Here is a 17,991-nt window from a genome sequence, read left to right on the forward strand (position 1 = left end):
ATCGTTGCTGTGCTGGCGATCACTTTTCCGTCCGAACTACATCCTTTGTGTTGAGAGTTATACGTAACACTCGATAGGTAATCACGAACCACAAATTGACGATTGCTGCTCCTCCACCGGGGTCTCGATCCATTTGCCGATGCTCCACCACGCGAAGCGACCTTTTGCGTTGTCGATTCGGTCCCAGATCAGACCACGTTCCCAACGCTTCGGATTGCTCCACGGATTCAGGTCATCATCGGTTGGGTCGGCGTCAACGGGTTGAGTTTCGCTGTCGGTGAATCCCCAACGATCGAGGAACGCTCGCGAGCGGTCGCCACGAAGTAGGCCGCTCGATGTGTCTTCAATTTTGCCATCGACGAACACCATCATCGTTGGCGTTGGGCGGACGTTGTGAGCATCAGCACTCATTGATCGCGAAATCATCGACGATTGCTTGAAGGCGGCTCCCGACGCCCAGTGGCGAGCGATCATCGCGCTTGCCCGGTACGGCGGATTGAGGACGCCAAGCGAAACGGCGGCGCTCAAATGGTCTGATCTCGACTTTGCTGCTGGTCGGATGATTATCAACGCCAGCAAGACAGAGCATCACCGCAGTGGCGGACGCCGAGTTTGCCCGATGTTCCCCGAGCTTCGACCTTATCTGGAAGATTTGGACGCACTTGCCGAGAAGGGCGACGAATTCGTGGTCCCGCGATGCGGCAAATCATCGAACCTGCGAACGATGTTCATTGCGATCATCGAACGGGCCGGCCACGAGGCATGGCCAAAGCTGTTTCAGAATCTTCGCGCCTCCCGCGAGACCGAGCTCCTGGCACTCTATCCCGCAAAGGATGTTTCAAGCTGGCTCGGCAACAGTGTTCCCGTCGCGATGAAGCACTACGCGATGGCACGCAAGGAAGTCTTCGAGGATGCCGCGCTCAAACCGTCAGGTGCGATGCCCGAAAACGCAGATGAGAATAGCGAAGCAGAATCCGAAGCAGACGCGAAGCAAAATGCTAAGCAGACCGTAGCGACCGCGAGTGGTCCGCAGGAGCACGTCCAAAAGAAAAGCCCGCGAATCGCGGGCTCGTTGCCACTTCCGCCCCCTAAGGTCATCTTGGGACAAAGCGGCGGGATGGGCGATACAGAATTCGAATCTGTGACCTCTGCGGTGTGAAAAGAGGTGAGCCACATTGCAAAAGTCTCGGTTTTTGCAGTAAAAACCCGTCATTCACCATGTTTTCCATGCTAACAATGTGCAAAGGTTAATGCAACTAGCGGGGTGTATTGCGGTATTGTGGCGACGGAAAACTTCATAGTCGTGGGGTTATCCGGTATGCGTACCGAAAAACGCGGCGCAATTTGTTGTAACGCGATACCCGCGCATAAAAAAAGCGAGTCGAACGAGGGGGCACCCGCGCGACTCGCTCAACAGCACTAGATGTAATCCACGGCGGGTGAGGTGATTCCGCGATGGCAAGTGCTGATTGTTAGCTAAACGAGACTTTCACCTTTTTTCAGCTCTGGTAAATCAAACCTGCGTAGGGTGGAATTGAGCGCGTCCGCTGCCATCGCTCGAGTGTTCTTTTCTCGGTCGGCCTCATTTTTCAAAATCTCGGATTTGATCTTCTTGACGACTTCGGCCAATGGCTCGGCAATCTTGCCACCCACAAAAAGAGCGGGGTAGTCCGCCTTGGTTTTTGCGGCGTCACTCTGTGCGGTGGTGTGGTCGCCGCCAGCTTTCATGAGCTCATGTACTCGCCGTTGCCAATGGTTTGTTCTGTGTTTCGCGATGTGCATTTGCCGTTGGGCGTTTTCGAAGTCGGCGGCATGGGTCTTTGCTTTCGCCTGCGCAACTTCCGCATTGGCCACGGTTCGGCATACGCGCCCGATCGCTGCCACTCGCGAGCGAAACTCCGCGTCATCCATTTGCAGAATCGCCATCGCATTGTAGAGCGTGTCTGCGTCCGAGTCGTCGGTTGTGCCAAGGTACTCTTTGACGGCGATGGCGAGCACTTCGCTACGTTCACTCGATAGCGACTCCTCGACTAGTTGTTTTTCTTCGTCGCGAAGTGATTTCAATCGACCGAAAATGTCCGTAACCATTTTGCTTTTCCTTTTGTAATTTCGTCCAGTGACGCCCTGATTTCTCGGCAGTAGTCGATACGCGGCGTCTGACAGTCCACGCAAATCGTTCGCCTCGCGACCAAGTGTGTCCACGGCTCCGTAGCCGTCGGCGTCAACTCGGTGCTCACGGTGTGGCTGTAGGCCCGCCTGCGGGTCGATCCACACTCGGGACATTGCCTCGCATCGCCGAAGGTTTGGGCGTTGAAACTTTGCCTTGGGCTTGATTTGATTTTACCATTCATTCCGTGATTTCCTCCTTGTCCGAAGTGTGACCCTAGCACTTGTTTTTCGTGTGGTGGTCAATACTACATTTTGCGACTGTTCCCGTTAGGGTTAGCCCGCTAGAGGGGGTCAGTAGGACCCGTTAAGGTTCTCCGGTGCATTGTCACGCCCGCTAGCGTCCACTTCTGCTGTATCAATCTCACTGTTATGCACGTTGCATAACAAATACTTCGGAGTCCCCTTCCATTTCGTTCTGCCTTCACCTCGCCAGTCACTCGGTCGTCGTCTGGAATCTGCCGTAGCTTTCGCCATCGGTCCACTTCTGCGTTACAAATAGTTGTTTCACAACTTGTGAAACAATACCTTTGCCCCTTCCCATTCCGCTCTGCCTTCACCTCGCCAGCTTGTGATCGGTCTTTCGTTCGTCCTTTGAAACCGGCTCAATTAATTGAGTAGGTTTTTTTTTGCTTGGTCGCCCGCCTTTTGCGCGGTCATCATTGCGCCACCTCAGCTTCGCCGGATTCCTTGACCGGTCTGACGTGCGCGCATCCCGGTGTCTTGCAATCGTAATTCCGATAGCCACCAACTGCGGTTTCTGCGGGTTCCATCGCGCCACCGCATCGCGGGCATGGAATCGGCTTTTTGTGTGGCTCATTTTTCGCCTTGCACCTAGTTGCACCTAGTTCAGGGGTTGCCCTTAGGGAATTTGGCAAAACCCGGGGAGCAATAGGTGAAACCGGGTGCAACTGTGTGCAACCTCGTTTTTTACGGTGTTTTTGAGATTCGGATTCCGACGGATCCTCATGGAAGTCGTCCGTTTTTCTGAGCCTCAAACCCTCGTAAATCACCTTCCCGCGGTACGGATCCTGCCAGCCCCGTAGTTTGTCGAAACGCTCTGCCATAGCCCGCCCGAAAGCGGTCTTTGACCACCTGCCTTTGTGCTCCTCAGAGTACAGTCGATACAGTTCCGCCGCCGGTGCTATGGCGTTGGCTTCGACCACACAATATTCAGCGAGGAACTCGCCTAAGGGATCCGATTCGGTTCGGTATTCTTTTGTCGCGTCAACGACCGTCTGCGGTTCCTGAAGTCCCTCACGCTGATATGCGAGGTGTCCTTGCACCAACCAGTTCAGGATCCCCGGCCCTTCGTTCGTGACTAGCCACCGGTCAAAGTCGGCAATCGGCTTCACTTTTGTGCGTAGGTCAACGAGGAACGGGATCAATTTGACGCGCCGCCAGATTCCGTCGTCGATCCCGTCGATACGAGGTAAGTGATTTGTCGACAACCAAAACGTATGGGTCCGGTCGAATGACCAAAAGTCTTCGTGCATCCGCCTGGCCGTGATGGTACGGTCTCCGGTCAATTCCTTGACCCGGGCTTCTCTGAGGCTCGCGCCACGTTCCGGCTCACTGATCGCCATGAACCGCTTTTGATATAGCGATGCTTTTTCCGTCGGGTGGTTATCCTTGTCGCCGAGCAATAATGCATCATTGGCCAACCCGGCATAGTCGCCGAGTAACTCAGTCACCACATTCCATATCGTCGACTTGCCATTGCAACCGGATCCGTAGGCGATTGGCAAAATGTGCTCGCCTGTGTCGCCCGTCATCGAATAGCCAAGCAACTTTTGAACGTATCCGATCAACTCCGCGTCGTCGGAAAAAATTAAGTTGAGAGTCTCGATCCACTTTTGGCAAGTCGCCGTGGGATCGTAAACCACGTTTGCAAGCTGTGTAATTCTGTCGGCCGGGTTATGAGCGCGTAAGCAACCGGTCGATAGATCAACCGTACCGTTGGCGACATTGAGAAGATTCGGGTCTTCGTTCAGTTCATCGACGACGCATACAATCCGTTCATCGACTGCCGCCAAACAAGTAAAGTCTTCGATCCGTCGACGATGGTTCGTTGACTTGACATAGGTTTGGATCCTGCCCAATTCGTCGCGGTCAACGTGCTGTGCGGCTTCGGCCAATTTGTGCCATAGATTCCGACCGTACCGTTTAGCACGCTGCATGACGCCTATACCATCGTCGTCGTGCCACCGTGCGCCGTCCCAAGTGAGCCATTTTCGCCACGGCGGGATATAGAGCAATTCGGTGGCGAACCGATCGATAAACCGGTCGGCATTAGCCGCATCGGTGCGACCTGATTCACTCAGTAAGTCGCCGGTATCATCTTTTGAACCTTCCCCAATTGTTTGGGGAGGGTCTGCTTTGCCTGCTTTTTGCCTTACATTGGCGTCATAACATCCCGGCTCATAATGTTGACGTAGATCCCGCCAATCCCACGTACAGTGATCGTGCTGGCACCCGGCGGCAATTGCACCTGTTGGGCCTTGGGTGATAAACGCCGCACCATCAGCATCATGGGTACATAATCCCGGGATTGACTCATTAAGGACCCATCGACGCCCGCTACCCTTCCACGGTCTCGACTTGCCGACCGGAACATTATGATCGTCAATCCATTGCCGTAAGTCCCATTCGTTTTTGTCGGGGAGCACTAATCCGTTTTTCTTCTTCATCGGATCCACGGTAGGTTCCTTTTGATCGCCAGCAAACGCCCGTAATTGCTCCGCTGTGACGATTTGCGGCATTGTGTGGGGAATGACAAACCAACTTTGTCGGTGCGGCCTGTGCGTGCCCTGTGGCTTGTCAGCGGGCTGATAATGTTCGCCCTTTCGCGCCACAGTGCCGAGCACCTTCACGATTCGTGCCGAGTTAACCGCTGTGGTGTCGACCTCGGCGTGCTCTGTATCAAACCTCGACTTAAGTTCAGCGAGTACGCTGCCCACCAACGCGGTTGAATCAGCGTCGTTCGTCAAGTTGATCCGGTATAGAAGATAGAATCCGTTCCCCGACATTCCGAACAACGGTTCAGACCATCCGAGCGCCGTCATTTCGGCGCGGATCCGTTCTGCCAATTGCTCGGCGTGATCGTGCTCCGATTGCGTCGAAGAAACTCCAGCAGGCCGTACCGGATCGATGTCAACAAATAACCAGCGACGTGATTGTATGTCGTGATCGCTTGTCGTTTGTGACGCTTTTTCAATCAGGCGGTTGTTGCCGCGTGCAAGGAGTGCGTCATCGCATGGGTTCAGGGTGACATAGATTGCCGGGGGTTGCCGCTGTTCGAGCATTTCCACCGCTTGCGAGGCCTGCTTCGGATCGTCGAACCATCCCGCTACCGTCGCGGTCCATTTGCTACCGTTTGCATCGGGGCACTTTATAGACCGAATTTCAAAAACATCCCCGGGCTCATGCAGCCAAGATAGGAACGCGAGTGTGTCTGTTGACTGCTTGCTCATTTGTCACCCTCCACAAAACTGACCACGTACCAACCGCCTGTGCATCGTGACTTGATCCGGCCTTGCCTGCGTAGGCGCTGAATCGTTTTAGCTACGCATGTTTTCTCGATCGCCCATCCTTGGACTTTTGCCATGTGCTCGGTCAGTTCGTGCAGCTTGAAGACTCTTTTTTTCTCGACGACTAGAAAGAATAGAATGGCGTGCGTCAGTTTTTTTGGGTACGGACGATTGTCCGCGTCTCTCGATTGCGGATCGTCGATCTTGAGTAGCTTCAAGCGATCCTGGGTTTCCTTGTCAAACGTGTCCCAGTACTTTGGTTGTTCGCCTAGCGTTCCTGGTTGCTTTGGCGGCTTAGTGGCATGCCTGAATCTATTTGACTTTGGGTGGTGTTTCTGTACCATTTAGATGTTCCTGATTTGCTGCGGGACGATTCTAAAAAACGTCTTTGGTCTGCCGGCCAAGGGCGTTGCTTTTTGCAATGCGGGGCACCCGATGGTTATCAGGTGCGTTGACTCGTAAGCACGCTACTATTGGATTGCCCCGAGAAAACGAGATACGGCCTGGCGGCTTGTGAAAATCCGGCTGCCGATGGCGACCGTTTCCAGCTTGCGACCGTTTATGCCGCGTTTATTCCATCGCCATAGAGTGGAAACGTGTGGACGGTGGGGTAGCTCTTTCGCTGCCTGTGAGAGGCTCACCACATCTTCGGTCAGGAGGTTGAGCGGTTGCGGTTGCTGTAAATTCGACATAGCTGGTTCTCCGAGTGCGGCCCGGAGAATGCCTACGAAAAATGGCAATGCCTCCGAGCCATGTAATGAAACATGGATAGGAGACATTGCCATCACGCAGCGGAGCAATCGTCTTTTAACAGCCTCGGTCGTCGCCCACCATGCAACCGAAAAACGGCTCTGGTAATTATGTGATCTGAGCTAGCGAGGCAATTTGGCTGTCACAGTCGAAGTGGTCCCTACTTTGTTGTCCGTCCATGCCACCGACGTGCAATTAAATCACGCCGGGCGGATTTTCCTATCTCAACACCATCAGGCTCCGGTACACAGCTTGCACGTATAGTAGCAGATTATGCGAACAGTGCAACCCTTTGCAACAAAAAGAAAGAGGCTACGAGATTTTCGGCGCTGCCTTGGCGGCTTGGATCGCTTTTGATTGTGCGACGCGGACATAGTGCTCGGTCTGGGCGGTGTGTGAGTGACCTAGTAGCGACTGTGTTAGCTCTAGCCCCAGATGCTCGCAGACTACCGACGCCGCCAAGTGTCGTAATTGGTAGGGCGTCCAGTGTTCTACGTTAGCCTGTTCTGCTTTTCGTTTGATTGCTCGGCGGTATGAGTCTTTTGTGAACTTCACACCTGGGCGTCGTTTAGGATCCGCTTTACGCTTATCCCCCGGTTTGGTTCCCCAGCGCCGATTCGTTTTTCGGTTCGCCGTGCGTTGTTCGCGATACCACTGGGCCGATTCTCTTGGCGAAAAGCAATAGGCGTCTGTGTCCCGGAGTAGGTATGGAGTGAGTGCTGCCCGCACTTCCTCAATAATCGGCACCACTCGTTTTTTTCCTCGCCATGTGTTTTTGTGCTTTTCCGGTATGTAAATCCAAACATCGCCGCTCCGATCAATGTCACGCGGGCGAAGATTGAAAACCTCACTGGGTCTCATGCCGGTTGCGGCCTGAACTAACACCATGGTGCGAATGGTCGGCGATAATAGCTTCGCGGTGGCACGTACCGATTCGATGGCTACTGGTTGCCGGGGCTCAGATTCGCGTGCCTCCGTTTGACCATACCGCAACGGCTCCAGCGAATTGAGAGACACGAGGGTATTAGGGTCGACGATCTCGGCGCTAACTCCATGCTGAAAAATGCGGATAATGTTTCGCGTCTGATCATTGACGTAGCGACGACAATTGCCCGAAGCAACAAATAGCTCTCGCAACTCCGCCAACTTTCGCGGACCAAACTTTTCTACCGGATCGCCGCCATATTCATCTTCAAGCAACGTACACAAATTTTCAAAACGGCGTTTTTCGTTTGCGTTCTTCGCGTACTTTTTCTTGATGTGTTCGCGGAACTCACCTGTAACGCACCGCACGGTTACAGGGGCGGCAACTTGGTGTTGCTGTTGCTGCGGAGCCTTCATTCCGTTGGCGTTGTATTCTCCCAGCAGGGCAAAATACTTTGCCCTCGATTCGGGTGAATTGTGCGGACCAAGATAGAAATCAGTGCCGTCAAGCGTAACGATTGCTTGACCACTAAAGTGAAACCGATAATCCGGGATTGCTTTCTTTGGACGTGCCATTTGCGTACATACCTCTCATTTTTGGGGTTTTTCGGTATGGATTACCGAAAAACTCGCGGTGAATGAGGTTGCACGGCACATCGCCGGTTACGCTAAGATGCGTATCAACCAAGACTTACAACAATGGGCGATACAGAATTCGAATCTGTGACCTCTGCGGTGTGAACACAGCGCTCTAACCAACTGAGCTAATCGCCCGTCTTTTGATTCCATCCCCATGCCGACTCGGCACGGGGATGAAATCAAAAGTTAACCGCTAACTAGGTTTCATTCCACCAGGGGAACGACCTTCCTATGTTGGCGGTTTGAATTTTGGAGCCGAAGGTTCGTCGGGTTCTTCCAAATCCGGCTCGCTCGACTTTTTCTTCTCGTCCATCGACAACACTTTATTGGCCTCATATTCAGCCGTTCTAAATTGCTGTTGAACATCATTGAGAGCACGACGAAGTTCGCGGTAACTACTTCCAAATTTGCGAGCGACCTCAGGAAGGTTGCCCCCAAACAAGACGACCGCTATCACACCGATCGCCATCACTTCGGGTATCGATAGCCCAAACATCCTAAGACTCTTCTCGTTCCGAAGTCTCTTCGTCGTCAACACTCTCGTTCATACCACGTTTGAACTCGTTGGCGCTCTTGCCAAGATTACGCATCAGACTTGGTAACTTCGCTCCGCCAAATAGAAGTAAGGCGATGAACAATACGATCACCATCTCGGGCATGCCAGGAAAACCGAATGCCAGGACAGAATTTTCAACAAACATCGATAACATTTCTTCGCTCCGCAGGAGAGGCTCTAATTTTGAGTCCCTGACTGATTTTTCGGCGAAAGCGGGTAGGTCGTTCGGCCTCGGCGGTCGATACTCAATCGACGGCTGAGTCTGCCAAACACCTCCTGAACCGATGTGTCGGGGGTGGGGGGCGAGGCACTCGCTCGCCCTTGGTAGCCCCTATTGTATTGACCGACGGAAAAGAGTCAAAGGCGTAACCGGCAAGATTTTATTGGCGAACGGACAATTTGAATCACCTCGGTCTTTCGGGTTGTTCGACGGGCCCGACAGCAAAAATGCCCGTCTTACGATCCGTTAACGCGCGAACCGTTTTCGCAATATCCGGTGAAAAGCCCGATCGCAAACGCACTTAATTCCAGAAAGCTCGGAACGATTGAGTCCGCTGGCGGCTGTCGGAATTTTTTTGGTTGACCGCTTCGAGCTGATCCGCTTGCCGCCGCGAGGGAGGATAGGTCTCCATTTCACGGAAAGGCAACGGACCGGCACTTTGGCCGCTGAGCGTGTTGAGGTCGGCATCTTTGTCCCAGCCCACGCAATGCAAGATGAAATCGCGTTTCCATCCAGGCGGAACGGGGTGCTCCGGCACACTGAATTGCAGTCGCAGTTCGTCACCGCTGCCCATCACTACCATTGAATCATCCCAAGCAGAAAGCTGAACAGTACACGCGTCATAATTCGTGAATTGTCCTCGCAGCGGAGGCCATTTCGGCGACATCGTCGCGTGCGAATAGTCATACGTTTCAGGTGCCAACGGTGACTCTTTGACTCGCCGTGAAAAACCCCGGTAAACCAGTTCGCTATCTCGCAGCATCAGTTCGTGTGACGTTGTCGAAGCCGGTTCGGATTGCACCACCAATTCCGCACAATCCCAGTAGATTTGGGCACTGGTGCGGATTCGCAATCGCGGATCGTCGCGATTCATTTCATCAGTCACATCGACCACAATCGTTTTCGTTTTGCCGCCTGGGAAACCAACATAGTCAATCGCTTTTCGCCATCCGGATTCCGCGTCTGGATCGGGTACCCACAGCGACGGAAACTCGATCGGTGGCAATTCGGGGTTTTGATCAATTTGGATATTCAACGACGTATCGGTTGGCAATATCCAACCGGTCAACACGAGGAAAATGGACTGATCGGATTTGGCATCAGGAACGAAGTCCTCTGCAAATTCGACATCGATCCAATGTGGCGGACATAAACCTTGGCGAATGCGGCGATCGAAACCTTGGACGTATTCCTTATCAATCGTGGAAAGCATCTTGGTTATATCACGGCCGCGAGCATCTTTCGCCTGTTTGGCCGAAGTTCGACTTTCGGCCGGGAACGCGTAAACGGTCGGTGTTGCGATGGGCGCCGGCCCGACTTTCTCGTTCGTCCAAATGTCCACTTCTTGGGGATGATCCACTGCGATGAGAGAAACGTAATCAATGTAGGCTACCTCCCACAATTCTTCTGTAATACGCAAGTCATAACGGCCGTCGTGTTCGGCCACAAAATCACCGTCCACTTTCAAGTATTCCCATGGACGATCCTTTGCCACCACACCATCGGCCACCTGAAGCCCCAGCGGCGCGGCCCATAAACAGTCGGTCACGAATGCATACTTTTCCCCGTCCCACGCATACAGATAGGGGCAAGAACCTTTGAGCGTCTGTTCTTCTTCCACCAACGAATCGATGCCTGGGTCGCGAATGGTTTGCGTCAGACCATTTGGAAAAATCACCCGCAATGTCGTCGCGTCATCGATCTTTCCGAGTCCAAAATGGGTGGTCGGTGATGTAATCACTTCGGCTCGATAGTACGGACCAGCTCGCATTTCCACGATCGATCCAATGGAATAATGGTTCACTCGACCACTGTTTACATTGTTGTCATCTATCCCTCGAAAGCGTACTTGCAGGTAATGGTTGTCCGTCGCGGTTGTGTTGGTCGCGACGACAGGCTTTCCGCCATTGAGACTCAATACGTCAAGCAACCCGTCTTGGTTGAAATCCGCTGTGGCAACAAGTTGGTCACCGAGTACTGCCTCGATTGTGTCGACGCTCTGAACCCCGGCATCAACAAGTCGTATCACAACCGCACCGGATTCACTCGACTGGACCGCCTCGAATGCGAGGTCATTATCGAAATCCGCCAATAGCAGGCTACTGCCTCGTTGATCGGTAACCTTCGTTTGGTCGATTGTCCAAGCCCCGGCATCAGCGGTTTGTGAATAAGCAAAAACGGTTTTCTCGGCTCCAGTAACGATCAAATCCCAGGAAACATTTCCGTCAATATCTTCAACTGCGACGCTAAACGCGGATTCAACCGCAGGAATTTCTTTGAGCGAACGGAAGCGGAATTGCAAATGCAAAAAGTTCTCAAGCAAGCCGACTTTTCCGTCTTGGTCTAACGTAACGATATCCAAATCGAGGTCGCGGTCGAGGTCGACAATTTGCATGTCGATAATGGATGTTTGATTGACCAACGAATTCGCTTCACCAACGGTAGCGGTTTCGAAAAACGTTCGGTTGCCGCGATTGATGAACGTCCGAATTCCCTTATCGCCAGTGGCAACGACCAGGTCCAAGTCGCCGTCACCCTCAAGATCACCGGCGATCATCGATGAGATGCTGCGGACCTCTTCGAGTCCCGTAGCCTTGTCGATCACCGACAGTCGCTCCTCGAGGGCCGTCGTTGGCCGTCCGTCAACGGCGATGAATTTAATCCCTTCGTCGCCGTAGGCCATGACGGTAAAAAATGTGTTGTGACGTGACGACGTGGTATCGGGCGTCGTGTATTGCAACCGATTGGGGTCACTGCTATCCACCATAAACAAATCCGCAATGCCAAGCCCAACCACGGAAATACCGAGATCAACCGAACCTGCCACATCCCAATTTCCAGCCCCGCTCGATGGGCTTTGAAACAACGTGATATTACCTTCCGCGGTAGTGGTAATCACATCGAGGTTTAAATCGAGATTAAAGTCAATTGGCATGGCCGCTTTGACATTATCGATTTCTCCGACTTTTGCAGTACGGAACTCGATGTTCGATACGGCGGTGCTGGTGCCAATCGACTTAGCTACCTGCGCAGACGCTCGACGCATTGAATCAAAACTGAGCCGATCGAGTGGATGCGGCGACGCGCGGCGGCGATCCGTCTTGACCAACTCGGTGCTGTTGAGCACGTTGAACCACAGCAGCATTTGATTCTCGGCCGTTGAAAAATCTTTCTTGCCAATCGCCTCAATGATTTGATTGACCAATTCGCTTGGTGTTAATCCAATCGGCTCGGTTTGACGCCGCAGCGATGGCTCGATGGCGCTAGCGAGTCGCCCAGTCCTTTGTACCGCCTTGGACGCATCCGGCGACGCGATCGCCAACTGAATTCGTGCTGCACGTAGCGCCAAGAATAAATTCTCGGGATGTTGATCGGACATCACACCGAGCGTTTTAGCCGCCTGTTGTTGGATAGCTTTTGGCAATCCTTGGATTGGGTCTTCCATTTCGTCGAGAATCGTCGTCAAAGGCCCGCCAAGAATCACTGACTCGGGACGTTTTCCCATATCGCCGTGGATCGCGGTAACGAGGCGGTCAAAGTAATCCTTGCGAAGCGAACGCGTCATCGTAGCGGGCAACAAAGATGCTTCGTGCAAATCGACTCGCGTTCTTAGCCATAGCCCCACCACCGCGTCGCCGTCAATCTTTTCGAAATCGTCGACCGCTTTTCGAGCAGCATCGATCGCTTCGGGCAATTGCCGCCGCGTGGCTTGTTTCTCTTCGGCCGTCAACATCGAATTGGTAGCTTGTCCAGTCAACGAGTCGACCAACAGCACTCGGTTGAGTGCCCGGTTCAGTGCGATCGATCGATCGTTAGGCGATTGTTCAAGGAGCGTGTTCCAGTCCTTGTCGGCGATTTTCGAATCAAAATTCTCAGTCGCCTCAAGTGCCTCGCGAGTTCGATCCAACGCAGCAACGGCCGCATTCGGATCGGCACTCGTTTGAGAATCCACACCGCCGGCTTGTTGTTCCGCAACGGGTGTTCGGCGTGAGAAAGCAAAAAGGAGCCCGGCGACAACGACCAGAACCGCAAGAAGAATCAGAATGCGCTTCATGGAAAAGACTCGAATGGGAATGAAGATGAATCGAATGGAGACTGCGCAGTACGAAATCCACAACGACTTCGACTACATTCGCGGCTTGCTCTGTTTGGTTTCCCGATTGAATTGATAGACTTCCTTTTGTTTGGGATCAACGACGTAAATGGATTCTTCATCGATGGCAATTCCAACGGGACCGACCAACGGTTCGCCCTCGTGCCAAACTTCGCTTTTTCCATCCGCGGTGAACTTCCAGATTTTTTTGCCGTAACCATCCGTAACGAAGCCGAATTCGCCAGCCCAAACGATCCCGTTAGGATATTGATAGGGTCGACCGGTGACGATCGCTTCACTTTGATTCGATTCCACGTCGATGCGATAGACCGCAGCGTCATCGGGCGTATTGGCCCAAAGCTTGCCCTCAGCGTCAAACGCCAACCCGCGAGCGTTCACACGGTCGACCAATTCAGGGTCCCCCCCTTCGATCGGAAAGCGAAAAACGGAACGCTTTTCCGCGTCCCCGACGTAGACCGTTTTCTTGTCGGGTGAAATGGCGATCGCCATCGCATTGCCCATGTGCCCGTTGACCAACGGCTTTGGTTCCCCGTCGGCCTCGGTGATATGATAGATTTCGCGGGTTGCCGAATCGCCAACCAGGATCCCGCCTTCGGGATGTATCGCGATGGCACGCGGACGGTTCAGCGGTTTGCGGAGCAAGTTCGATCCACGAACGAAAAGCGTACGCTCGTCCGCAGTGATTTGCCAAACACCGGGAAGATCCAAGTCAACGACGTAAAGCGTGTCACCATCCACTGCGACCGATATCGGATATGCCGGTTCCGCCTCCACTGCAGCGTCTTGGGTTTCAGCGGCGTCTTGGGGTTCAGCGGCGTCCTGTGCCGATGCGGCATCCAGCGACGCGACAGCGGTTAACCAGAACAAAACGAACAACGAAGAAAGAATCCGGCGGGATGTAGAGGGAAATATCGCCATCAATTGAACCTAGGTGTGGAAAAGACCAGAAACAGCTATTTCGGATTGTAGCGTACTGGGGACTAAGAAAAAACGAGGGGAAATGCTTTGCCCTATGCTGACTGTCGCACAACAGCACTGGATGGTTCGACTCTTAAAACCGCAAACACTCGGTTCGAGCTATCCGTGTCGGAGCGTCGCCTTGTTCGAGGCAACGCGATCCATGTCGAAGTGCGGTCTGCAAAGGCGCGTCCAACCTTCTCACATTTACGTGACAGAGACGTGACAGAAACAAAAAGGAAACGTGACACTTAATTTGATCGAGTCAACACGTACATCATAATCGCTGATGCGACGGCAACATTCAAAGAGTCGGTACCCAATTGCATCGGAATGGTCAAACGCTCCGTCGCGATCCGCTGCAGCACCGGATCGAGCCCGATTGCCTCGTTTCCGATCATCAGCACCTTGGGGTCGGCTATGAAACGCGATTCATCAAGAACGGTAGCTTCGCGATCAAGCGTCGTTGCAATCGTTTGAGCACCTGTTCCAATGGCGATTCTCCGCAAATCTTGCTCTGGCCACTCGAGTCGATAAAACCGATGCTTGAACGCCGTCGCCATACTCACTCGAATCACGCGGCGACGCAGAGGATCGACCGTGCCATCATCTAGCAGGATGTGGTTGACCCCCAATGCTGCGGCGGACCGAAGAATACTGCCCACGTTTTCGAGTTCCGATACCCCCATTAAGGCTAACGTCAGATTCGGCAGCGGACGTTGGGAAAGGAAATCATCTACCGTGTGCAGTGGCTCTCGAATGCCGCACGCCAACACCCCCCGATGAAAGTCAAATCCCAACAGTTCCGCCATTTTACGACGAGGCAACGTATAGATCGCCACACTTTCAGGAACGAGATCAAGATAGGATTTGACCATGCCCTCTTGGATCAAAACGGACGCAACTTGAAAGCGGCTTTCCAGTAACCGTTGAACGATCAAATGGCCTTCAGCGATGAAATAACGTCCACCTTTGGCCAAATCGTTGTGTCGCATATTCGCGAACATGGAAAGCCGGGGATCGTCGGGGCTCTCCACCGCGATTACATGCTGCTCTCTCATTCGCTCTCGATTATTACCAGTCGCTGTGATTTGAATCTCTGCGTTGGGTTGAATCCACGAGTTGATTTGCATCCAACATCGTGCCTCCGATCACCAAGGCTGGAACCAACACAATCAGACGCCCTCCACTTCCCAGCCTTGTCGATATTGTTTGGCAATGTATTGGTCGGCTTCGGGGCAATTGGTCGCCTTCAGCTGTTCAGCATTCCAAATCAACGATTTCCCTGTCCGGAACGCGACGTTACCTAACAAAACCGATTCGGTCAAAGGGCCGGAATAGTCAAAATCACATGTCGTGGGCGAGCCGTCCTTACAAGCTTTGATCCACTCAGAATGGTGTCCGATCGAATCGGGAATGGTTTTCTGGGGTGGATCGAAATCAACATACTTGTCAGTGGGGAAGAGTTTGTATCGTGAGTAGTCCGCAAATAAGTTCCCTTCGCTACCGACAAACATGACGCCCGCACCGGGAGCTTTTTCACCCGCGACTTCGCTTGGAATTTGATTCCCATCGGACCAGGTCAACTTCACCGGTGGCTTCGATCCGCGAGCCGGAAACTGATAGCGAACGGTCAATCCCAAGGGACATGTTTCGGGATGAACTTCCGGGCCTTCCGCTTCACACTTGGTCGGATACTTGAGGTCCAGGGCCCAGAACGGAAGGTCCATATAGTGACACGCCATATCGCCGAGCGTTCCCTGACCAAAATCCCACCACTTTCGCCATTGTGCGGGGTGGTAGCGTCCGGAGGCATAGGGCCGCTCGGGTGCCGGTCCCAACCACAAATTCCAATCCAAATTCGCAGGTGGCTGTTCGGCAACGGTTGGTCGATCACCACCGCCCCATCCCTTGCCGACCCAGACGTGGACTTCCGTTACGTCTCCGATCGCACCGGATTGAATAATCTCGACCACTCGACGGTAGTTGGTTCCGGCATGAATTTGCGTCCCCAATTGCGTTGCAACGCCTTTGGCTCTTGCTGCTTCCGTAATGATCCTCGCCTCTTGGACCGTGTGAGTCAGAGGTTTTTCGCAATAGCAATGTAGTCCAGCGTTGATCGCTCGTATCGCCGCAGGAGCATGGTTATGATCGGCGGTTGCAATCACAATTGCGTCTGCCTTATCGGCTTCAGCCAATATCATCTCTCGATAGTCAGCGTATTTACGTGCGTTAGGCAATTTCGCTGCGGCACGGTCCAAGTAGTTGGAATCCACATCACAAATCGCAACAATGTCTTCGCCTTCGACACCTTGAACGTTGGCGGCCGCTCGATTCGCTGTGCCAATACACATCACTCTAAGCTTGTTGTTAGCCGAAAGGGACTCCGCTGCGGGCAATTCGCTCCAGACTCCCGCAGCGACCGACATCGCCGTTGAAGTTTTGAGAAAAGTACGGCGCGACAGATGGTTGATTGACGCTTTTCGTTTTCGTTGCATGATCGAAAATCCGATGGTTCAAGGAAGGAGCACTGGGCGAGGAGTCCGATTTTATCAGATTCCGTGTTTTGGTGTTGTTTGGCTAGGGTGTTGTTTGGCTAGGGACGATTTGCCGCTAATGGCTTTCCCCCAATCAACATTTTGCAGCAAAAGGAAGATTCAAAGCCAGGAAGTCAACGAACCGCCCAGTCGCTACAATCGCCGCACCGCGGCCTCCATAGACAATGGCCCCTTTCATGATTGCCCATCATTTTGACGAAAGATAACATGCCCCCCAAGGATCGAACCGAACCAGCAATGATGATTCGGTTGTCGATCTTGATGTTCTTTCAGTACTTTGCGATGGGGGCTTGGTACGTCTCCGCGACCGGATTCATGTTGCGAAGCGACATTCAGATGGATGGACTTGTGTTTGCCGTCTATTCCGTGGGACCGCTGGCGGCGATCTTTTCGCCATTTTTCATCGGCCTAGTCGCCGACCGCTACCTGCCAACTCAAACAGCGCTAGCGATCTTGTTTATCGCCAGTGGGATTCTGCTTTGCATCGCTCCGGCAATGGCGTCGCCATTTGGCGTTCCCGATGTTTTGCATCAGAATTGGTTAGCGGGACGATTGACGATGCTTTGGACATCGATGAGGCACCCATTCGTCCTGGTTTTGCTGGGGCACATGCTTTGTTTTATGCCAACCATTTCGTTGACGGCCAGTTTGTCGTTTCGGCATTTAAAACATCGCGAGAAAGAGTTTCCGGTTGTTCGCGTACTCGGGACCATCGGTTGGATTTGCGGTAATGTCGCTATCAGTTTCCTGCCAGGAAAAGATGCGTCGGCATTGCAGTTTGGCTTGGCCGGAATGAGTGCATGTGGCATAGGGTTGTACTGTTTCCTACTGCCATCGACTCCACCACCGCTAAAGGGTCAACGGGTGACGTTTGGCGAGATCATTGGACTTGGCTCGCTAAGGTTGTTCCGCAGCCCTGCCTTCACCGTGTTTATCGTTGCCTCGTTCTTGACGGTCATCCCTCATTCGGCCTATTCGGCATTTGCACGTTCCTTTGTCGAAGCGTCACACGTCGCGCCGTTTGGAAGCGCCACATTTGCGATGGCGTTTGGTCAAGCAAGTGAAATCATCTTTATGCTAGTGATGCCATTTTGTGTTTCGCGAATTGGCGTGAAGTGGATGTTGGCCATCGGCATGGCTGCCTGGGTGCTCCGGTTTGGACTGTTTGCGGCCGCCGCGGAGACACAGAGTGCATGGATGATCATGAGCGGCATTTTGCTGCACGGCGTCTGTTTCGGATTCTTTTTTGTGACCGGGATGATGTACGTCGATCGAACAGCACCTCCGGCGATCCGCAATCAAGCTCAAGGTTTCCTCGTCTTGGTCACGCAAGGGTTAGGCATGTTCACCGGAGCACAAATCATCGGCGGATGGGAACAATATCAAACCGTGGCGGGAGTCATCAATTGGACCGACTTCTGGTTATCACCCGCAATCTTCGCTGCGATAATTACTCTCGGTTTTGTGATATGCTTTCGAGATCCTAGGAAAGACCGAAAACAGAGCGAGTGAGCCGCTCCGATTTGATTTTGGAGTAGTGGACGAGGCCCCCTAGAAATCCAAAAGTTGACCACACT

Annotated in this window: 15 protein-coding genes and 1 tRNA gene; 2 read left to right on the plus strand and 14 right to left on the minus strand. The window is 53.1% G+C overall.

Annotated elements, in window-relative coordinates; genetic code table 11:
• Positions 1-81: 81 nt before the first annotated feature.
• Positions 82-426 (minus strand): YbbN family protein, encoded by a 345-nt coding sequence (locus CA13_RS30990; protein WP_146404007.1) that lies wholly within the window; start codon positions 424-426, stop codon positions 82-84.
• Between the two features lie 10 nt (positions 427-436).
• Here CA13_RS30990 and CA13_RS30995 point away from each other — a divergent pair, with 10 nt between their 5' ends.
• Positions 437-1,159, plus strand: coding sequence for a tyrosine-type recombinase/integrase (locus tag CA13_RS30995; protein WP_419195197.1), 723 nt, complete (start codon positions 437-439; stop codon positions 1,157-1,159).
• A 317-nt stretch (positions 1,160-1,476) separates the two neighbouring features.
• Here CA13_RS30995 and CA13_RS31000 read toward each other — a convergent pair whose 3' ends face one another.
• The 13 genes from CA13_RS31000 to CA13_RS31060 form a co-directional block, all read right to left on the minus strand.
• A complete protein-coding gene (locus CA13_RS31000; RefSeq protein ID WP_146404009.1) occupies positions 1,477-2,283 on the minus strand; it encodes a hypothetical protein in 807 nt (268 codons plus the stop codon).
• 177 nt (positions 2,284-2,460) lie between these two features.
• On the minus strand, positions 2,461-2,643 hold the full coding sequence (locus CA13_RS31005) for a hypothetical protein (RefSeq protein ID WP_146404010.1): 183 nt from the start codon (positions 2,641-2,643) through the stop codon (positions 2,461-2,463).
• Between the two features lie 182 nt (positions 2,644-2,825).
• On the minus strand, positions 2,826-5,639 hold the full coding sequence (locus CA13_RS31010; RefSeq protein WP_146404011.1) for a DNA primase family protein: 2,814 nt from the start codon (positions 5,637-5,639) through the stop codon (positions 2,826-2,828).
• Positions 5,636-6,040, minus strand: a complete 405-nt coding sequence (locus CA13_RS31015; protein ID WP_146404012.1) for a hypothetical protein — start codon at positions 6,038-6,040, stop codon at positions 5,636-5,638. Before CA13_RS31015 ends, CA13_RS31010 begins: the two co-directional genes overlap by 4 nt.
• A gap of 126 nt (positions 6,041-6,166) precedes the next feature.
• On the minus strand, positions 6,167-6,388 hold the full coding sequence (locus CA13_RS31020; protein WP_146404013.1) for a DUF1580 domain-containing protein: 222 nt from the start codon (positions 6,386-6,388) through the stop codon (positions 6,167-6,169).
• Between the two features lie 370 nt (positions 6,389-6,758).
• Complete coding sequence (locus tag CA13_RS31025; protein ID WP_146404014.1) at positions 6,759-7,946, minus strand: tyrosine-type recombinase/integrase; 1,188 nt, start codon at positions 7,944-7,946, stop codon at positions 6,759-6,761.
• Positions 7,947-8,070: 124 nt separating this feature from the next.
• Positions 8,071-8,144 (minus strand) — tRNA-Val (locus CA13_RS31030).
• A 94-nt stretch (positions 8,145-8,238) separates the two neighbouring features.
• Positions 8,239-8,505: a Sec-independent protein translocase subunit TatA/TatB gene (locus CA13_RS31035; protein ID WP_146404015.1), complete on the minus strand. Its 267-nt coding sequence runs from the start codon at positions 8,503-8,505 to the stop codon at positions 8,239-8,241.
• A 1-nt stretch (position 8,506) separates the two neighbouring features.
• Complete coding sequence (gene tatA / locus CA13_RS31040; protein WP_146404016.1) at positions 8,507-8,719, minus strand: twin-arginine translocase TatA/TatE family subunit; 213 nt, start codon at positions 8,717-8,719, stop codon at positions 8,507-8,509.
• A gap of 367 nt (positions 8,720-9,086) precedes the next feature.
• A complete protein-coding gene (locus tag CA13_RS31045; protein WP_146404017.1) occupies positions 9,087-12,839 on the minus strand; it encodes an FG-GAP-like repeat-containing protein in 3,753 nt (1,250 codons plus the stop codon).
• A 72-nt stretch (positions 12,840-12,911) separates the two neighbouring features.
• A complete protein-coding gene (locus CA13_RS31050; protein WP_146404018.1) occupies positions 12,912-13,817 on the minus strand; it encodes an SMP-30/gluconolactonase/LRE family protein in 906 nt (301 codons plus the stop codon).
• Positions 13,818-14,107: 290 nt separating this feature from the next.
• Positions 14,108-14,989, minus strand: coding sequence for a TrmH family RNA methyltransferase (locus CA13_RS31055; RefSeq protein ID WP_419195198.1), 882 nt, complete (start codon positions 14,987-14,989; stop codon positions 14,108-14,110).
• A 42-nt stretch (positions 14,990-15,031) separates the two neighbouring features.
• Positions 15,032-16,354, minus strand: a complete 1,323-nt coding sequence (locus CA13_RS31060; RefSeq protein WP_146404019.1) for a Gfo/Idh/MocA family protein — start codon at positions 16,352-16,354, stop codon at positions 15,032-15,034.
• Positions 16,355-16,621: 267 nt separating this feature from the next.
• On the opposite strand from CA13_RS31060, the gene CA13_RS31065 reads away from it, so the two are divergent.
• The gene (locus tag CA13_RS31065) at positions 16,622-17,926 is read left to right on the plus strand and encodes an MFS transporter (RefSeq protein WP_146404020.1); all 1,305 of its coding nucleotides are present in this window, start codon (positions 16,622-16,624) and stop codon (positions 17,924-17,926) included.
• Positions 17,927-17,991: the final 65 nt, after the last annotated feature.

Origin of the sequence: Novipirellula herctigrandis (assembly GCA_007859835.1) — a bacterium.
Taxonomy (GTDB): domain Bacteria; phylum Planctomycetota; class Planctomycetia; order Pirellulales; family Pirellulaceae; genus Novipirellula_A; species Novipirellula_A herctigrandis.

Bases quoted from the DNA above. Each gene is read 5' to 3' on its own strand.
- CA13_RS30990 (WP_146404007.1), bottom strand. From the start codon at position 426: ATGATTTCGCGATCAATGAGTGCTGATGCTCACAACGTCCGCCCAACG.
- CA13_RS31000 (WP_146404009.1), bottom strand. From the start codon at position 2,283: ATGTCCCGAGTGTGGATCGACCCGCAGGCGGGCCTACAGCCACACCGT.
- CA13_RS31005 (WP_146404010.1), bottom strand. From the start codon at position 2,643: ATGGCGAAAGCTACGGCAGATTCCAGACGACGACCGAGTGACTGGCGA.
- CA13_RS31010 (WP_146404011.1), bottom strand. From the start codon at position 5,639: ATGAGCAAGCAGTCAACAGACACACTCGCGTTCCTATCTTGGCTGCAT.
- CA13_RS31015 (WP_146404012.1), bottom strand. From the start codon at position 6,040: ATGGTACAGAAACACCACCCAAAGTCAAATAGATTCAGGCATGCCACT.
- CA13_RS31020 (WP_146404013.1), bottom strand. From the start codon at position 6,388: ATGTCGAATTTACAGCAACCGCAACCGCTCAACCTCCTGACCGAAGAT.
- CA13_RS31025 (WP_146404014.1), bottom strand. From the start codon at position 7,946: ATGGCACGTCCAAAGAAAGCAATCCCGGATTATCGGTTTCACTTTAGT.
- CA13_RS31035 (WP_146404015.1), bottom strand. From the start codon at position 8,505: ATGTTTGGGCTATCGATACCCGAAGTGATGGCGATCGGTGTGATAGCG.
- tatA (WP_146404016.1), bottom strand. From the start codon at position 8,719: ATGTTATCGATGTTTGTTGAAAATTCTGTCCTGGCATTCGGTTTTCCT.
- CA13_RS31045 (WP_146404017.1), bottom strand. From the start codon at position 12,839: ATGAAGCGCATTCTGATTCTTCTTGCGGTTCTGGTCGTTGTCGCCGGG.
- CA13_RS31050 (WP_146404018.1), bottom strand. From the start codon at position 13,817: ATGGCGATATTTCCCTCTACATCCCGCCGGATTCTTTCTTCGTTGTTC.
- CA13_RS31055 (WP_419195198.1), bottom strand. From the start codon at position 14,989: ATGCAAATCAACTCGTGGATTCAACCCAACGCAGAGATTCAAATCACA.
- CA13_RS31060 (WP_146404019.1), bottom strand. From the start codon at position 16,354: ATGCAACGAAAACGAAAAGCGTCAATCAACCATCTGTCGCGCCGTACT.
- CA13_RS31065 (WP_146404020.1), top strand. From the start codon at position 16,622: ATGCCCCCCAAGGATCGAACCGAACCAGCAATGATGATTCGGTTGTCG.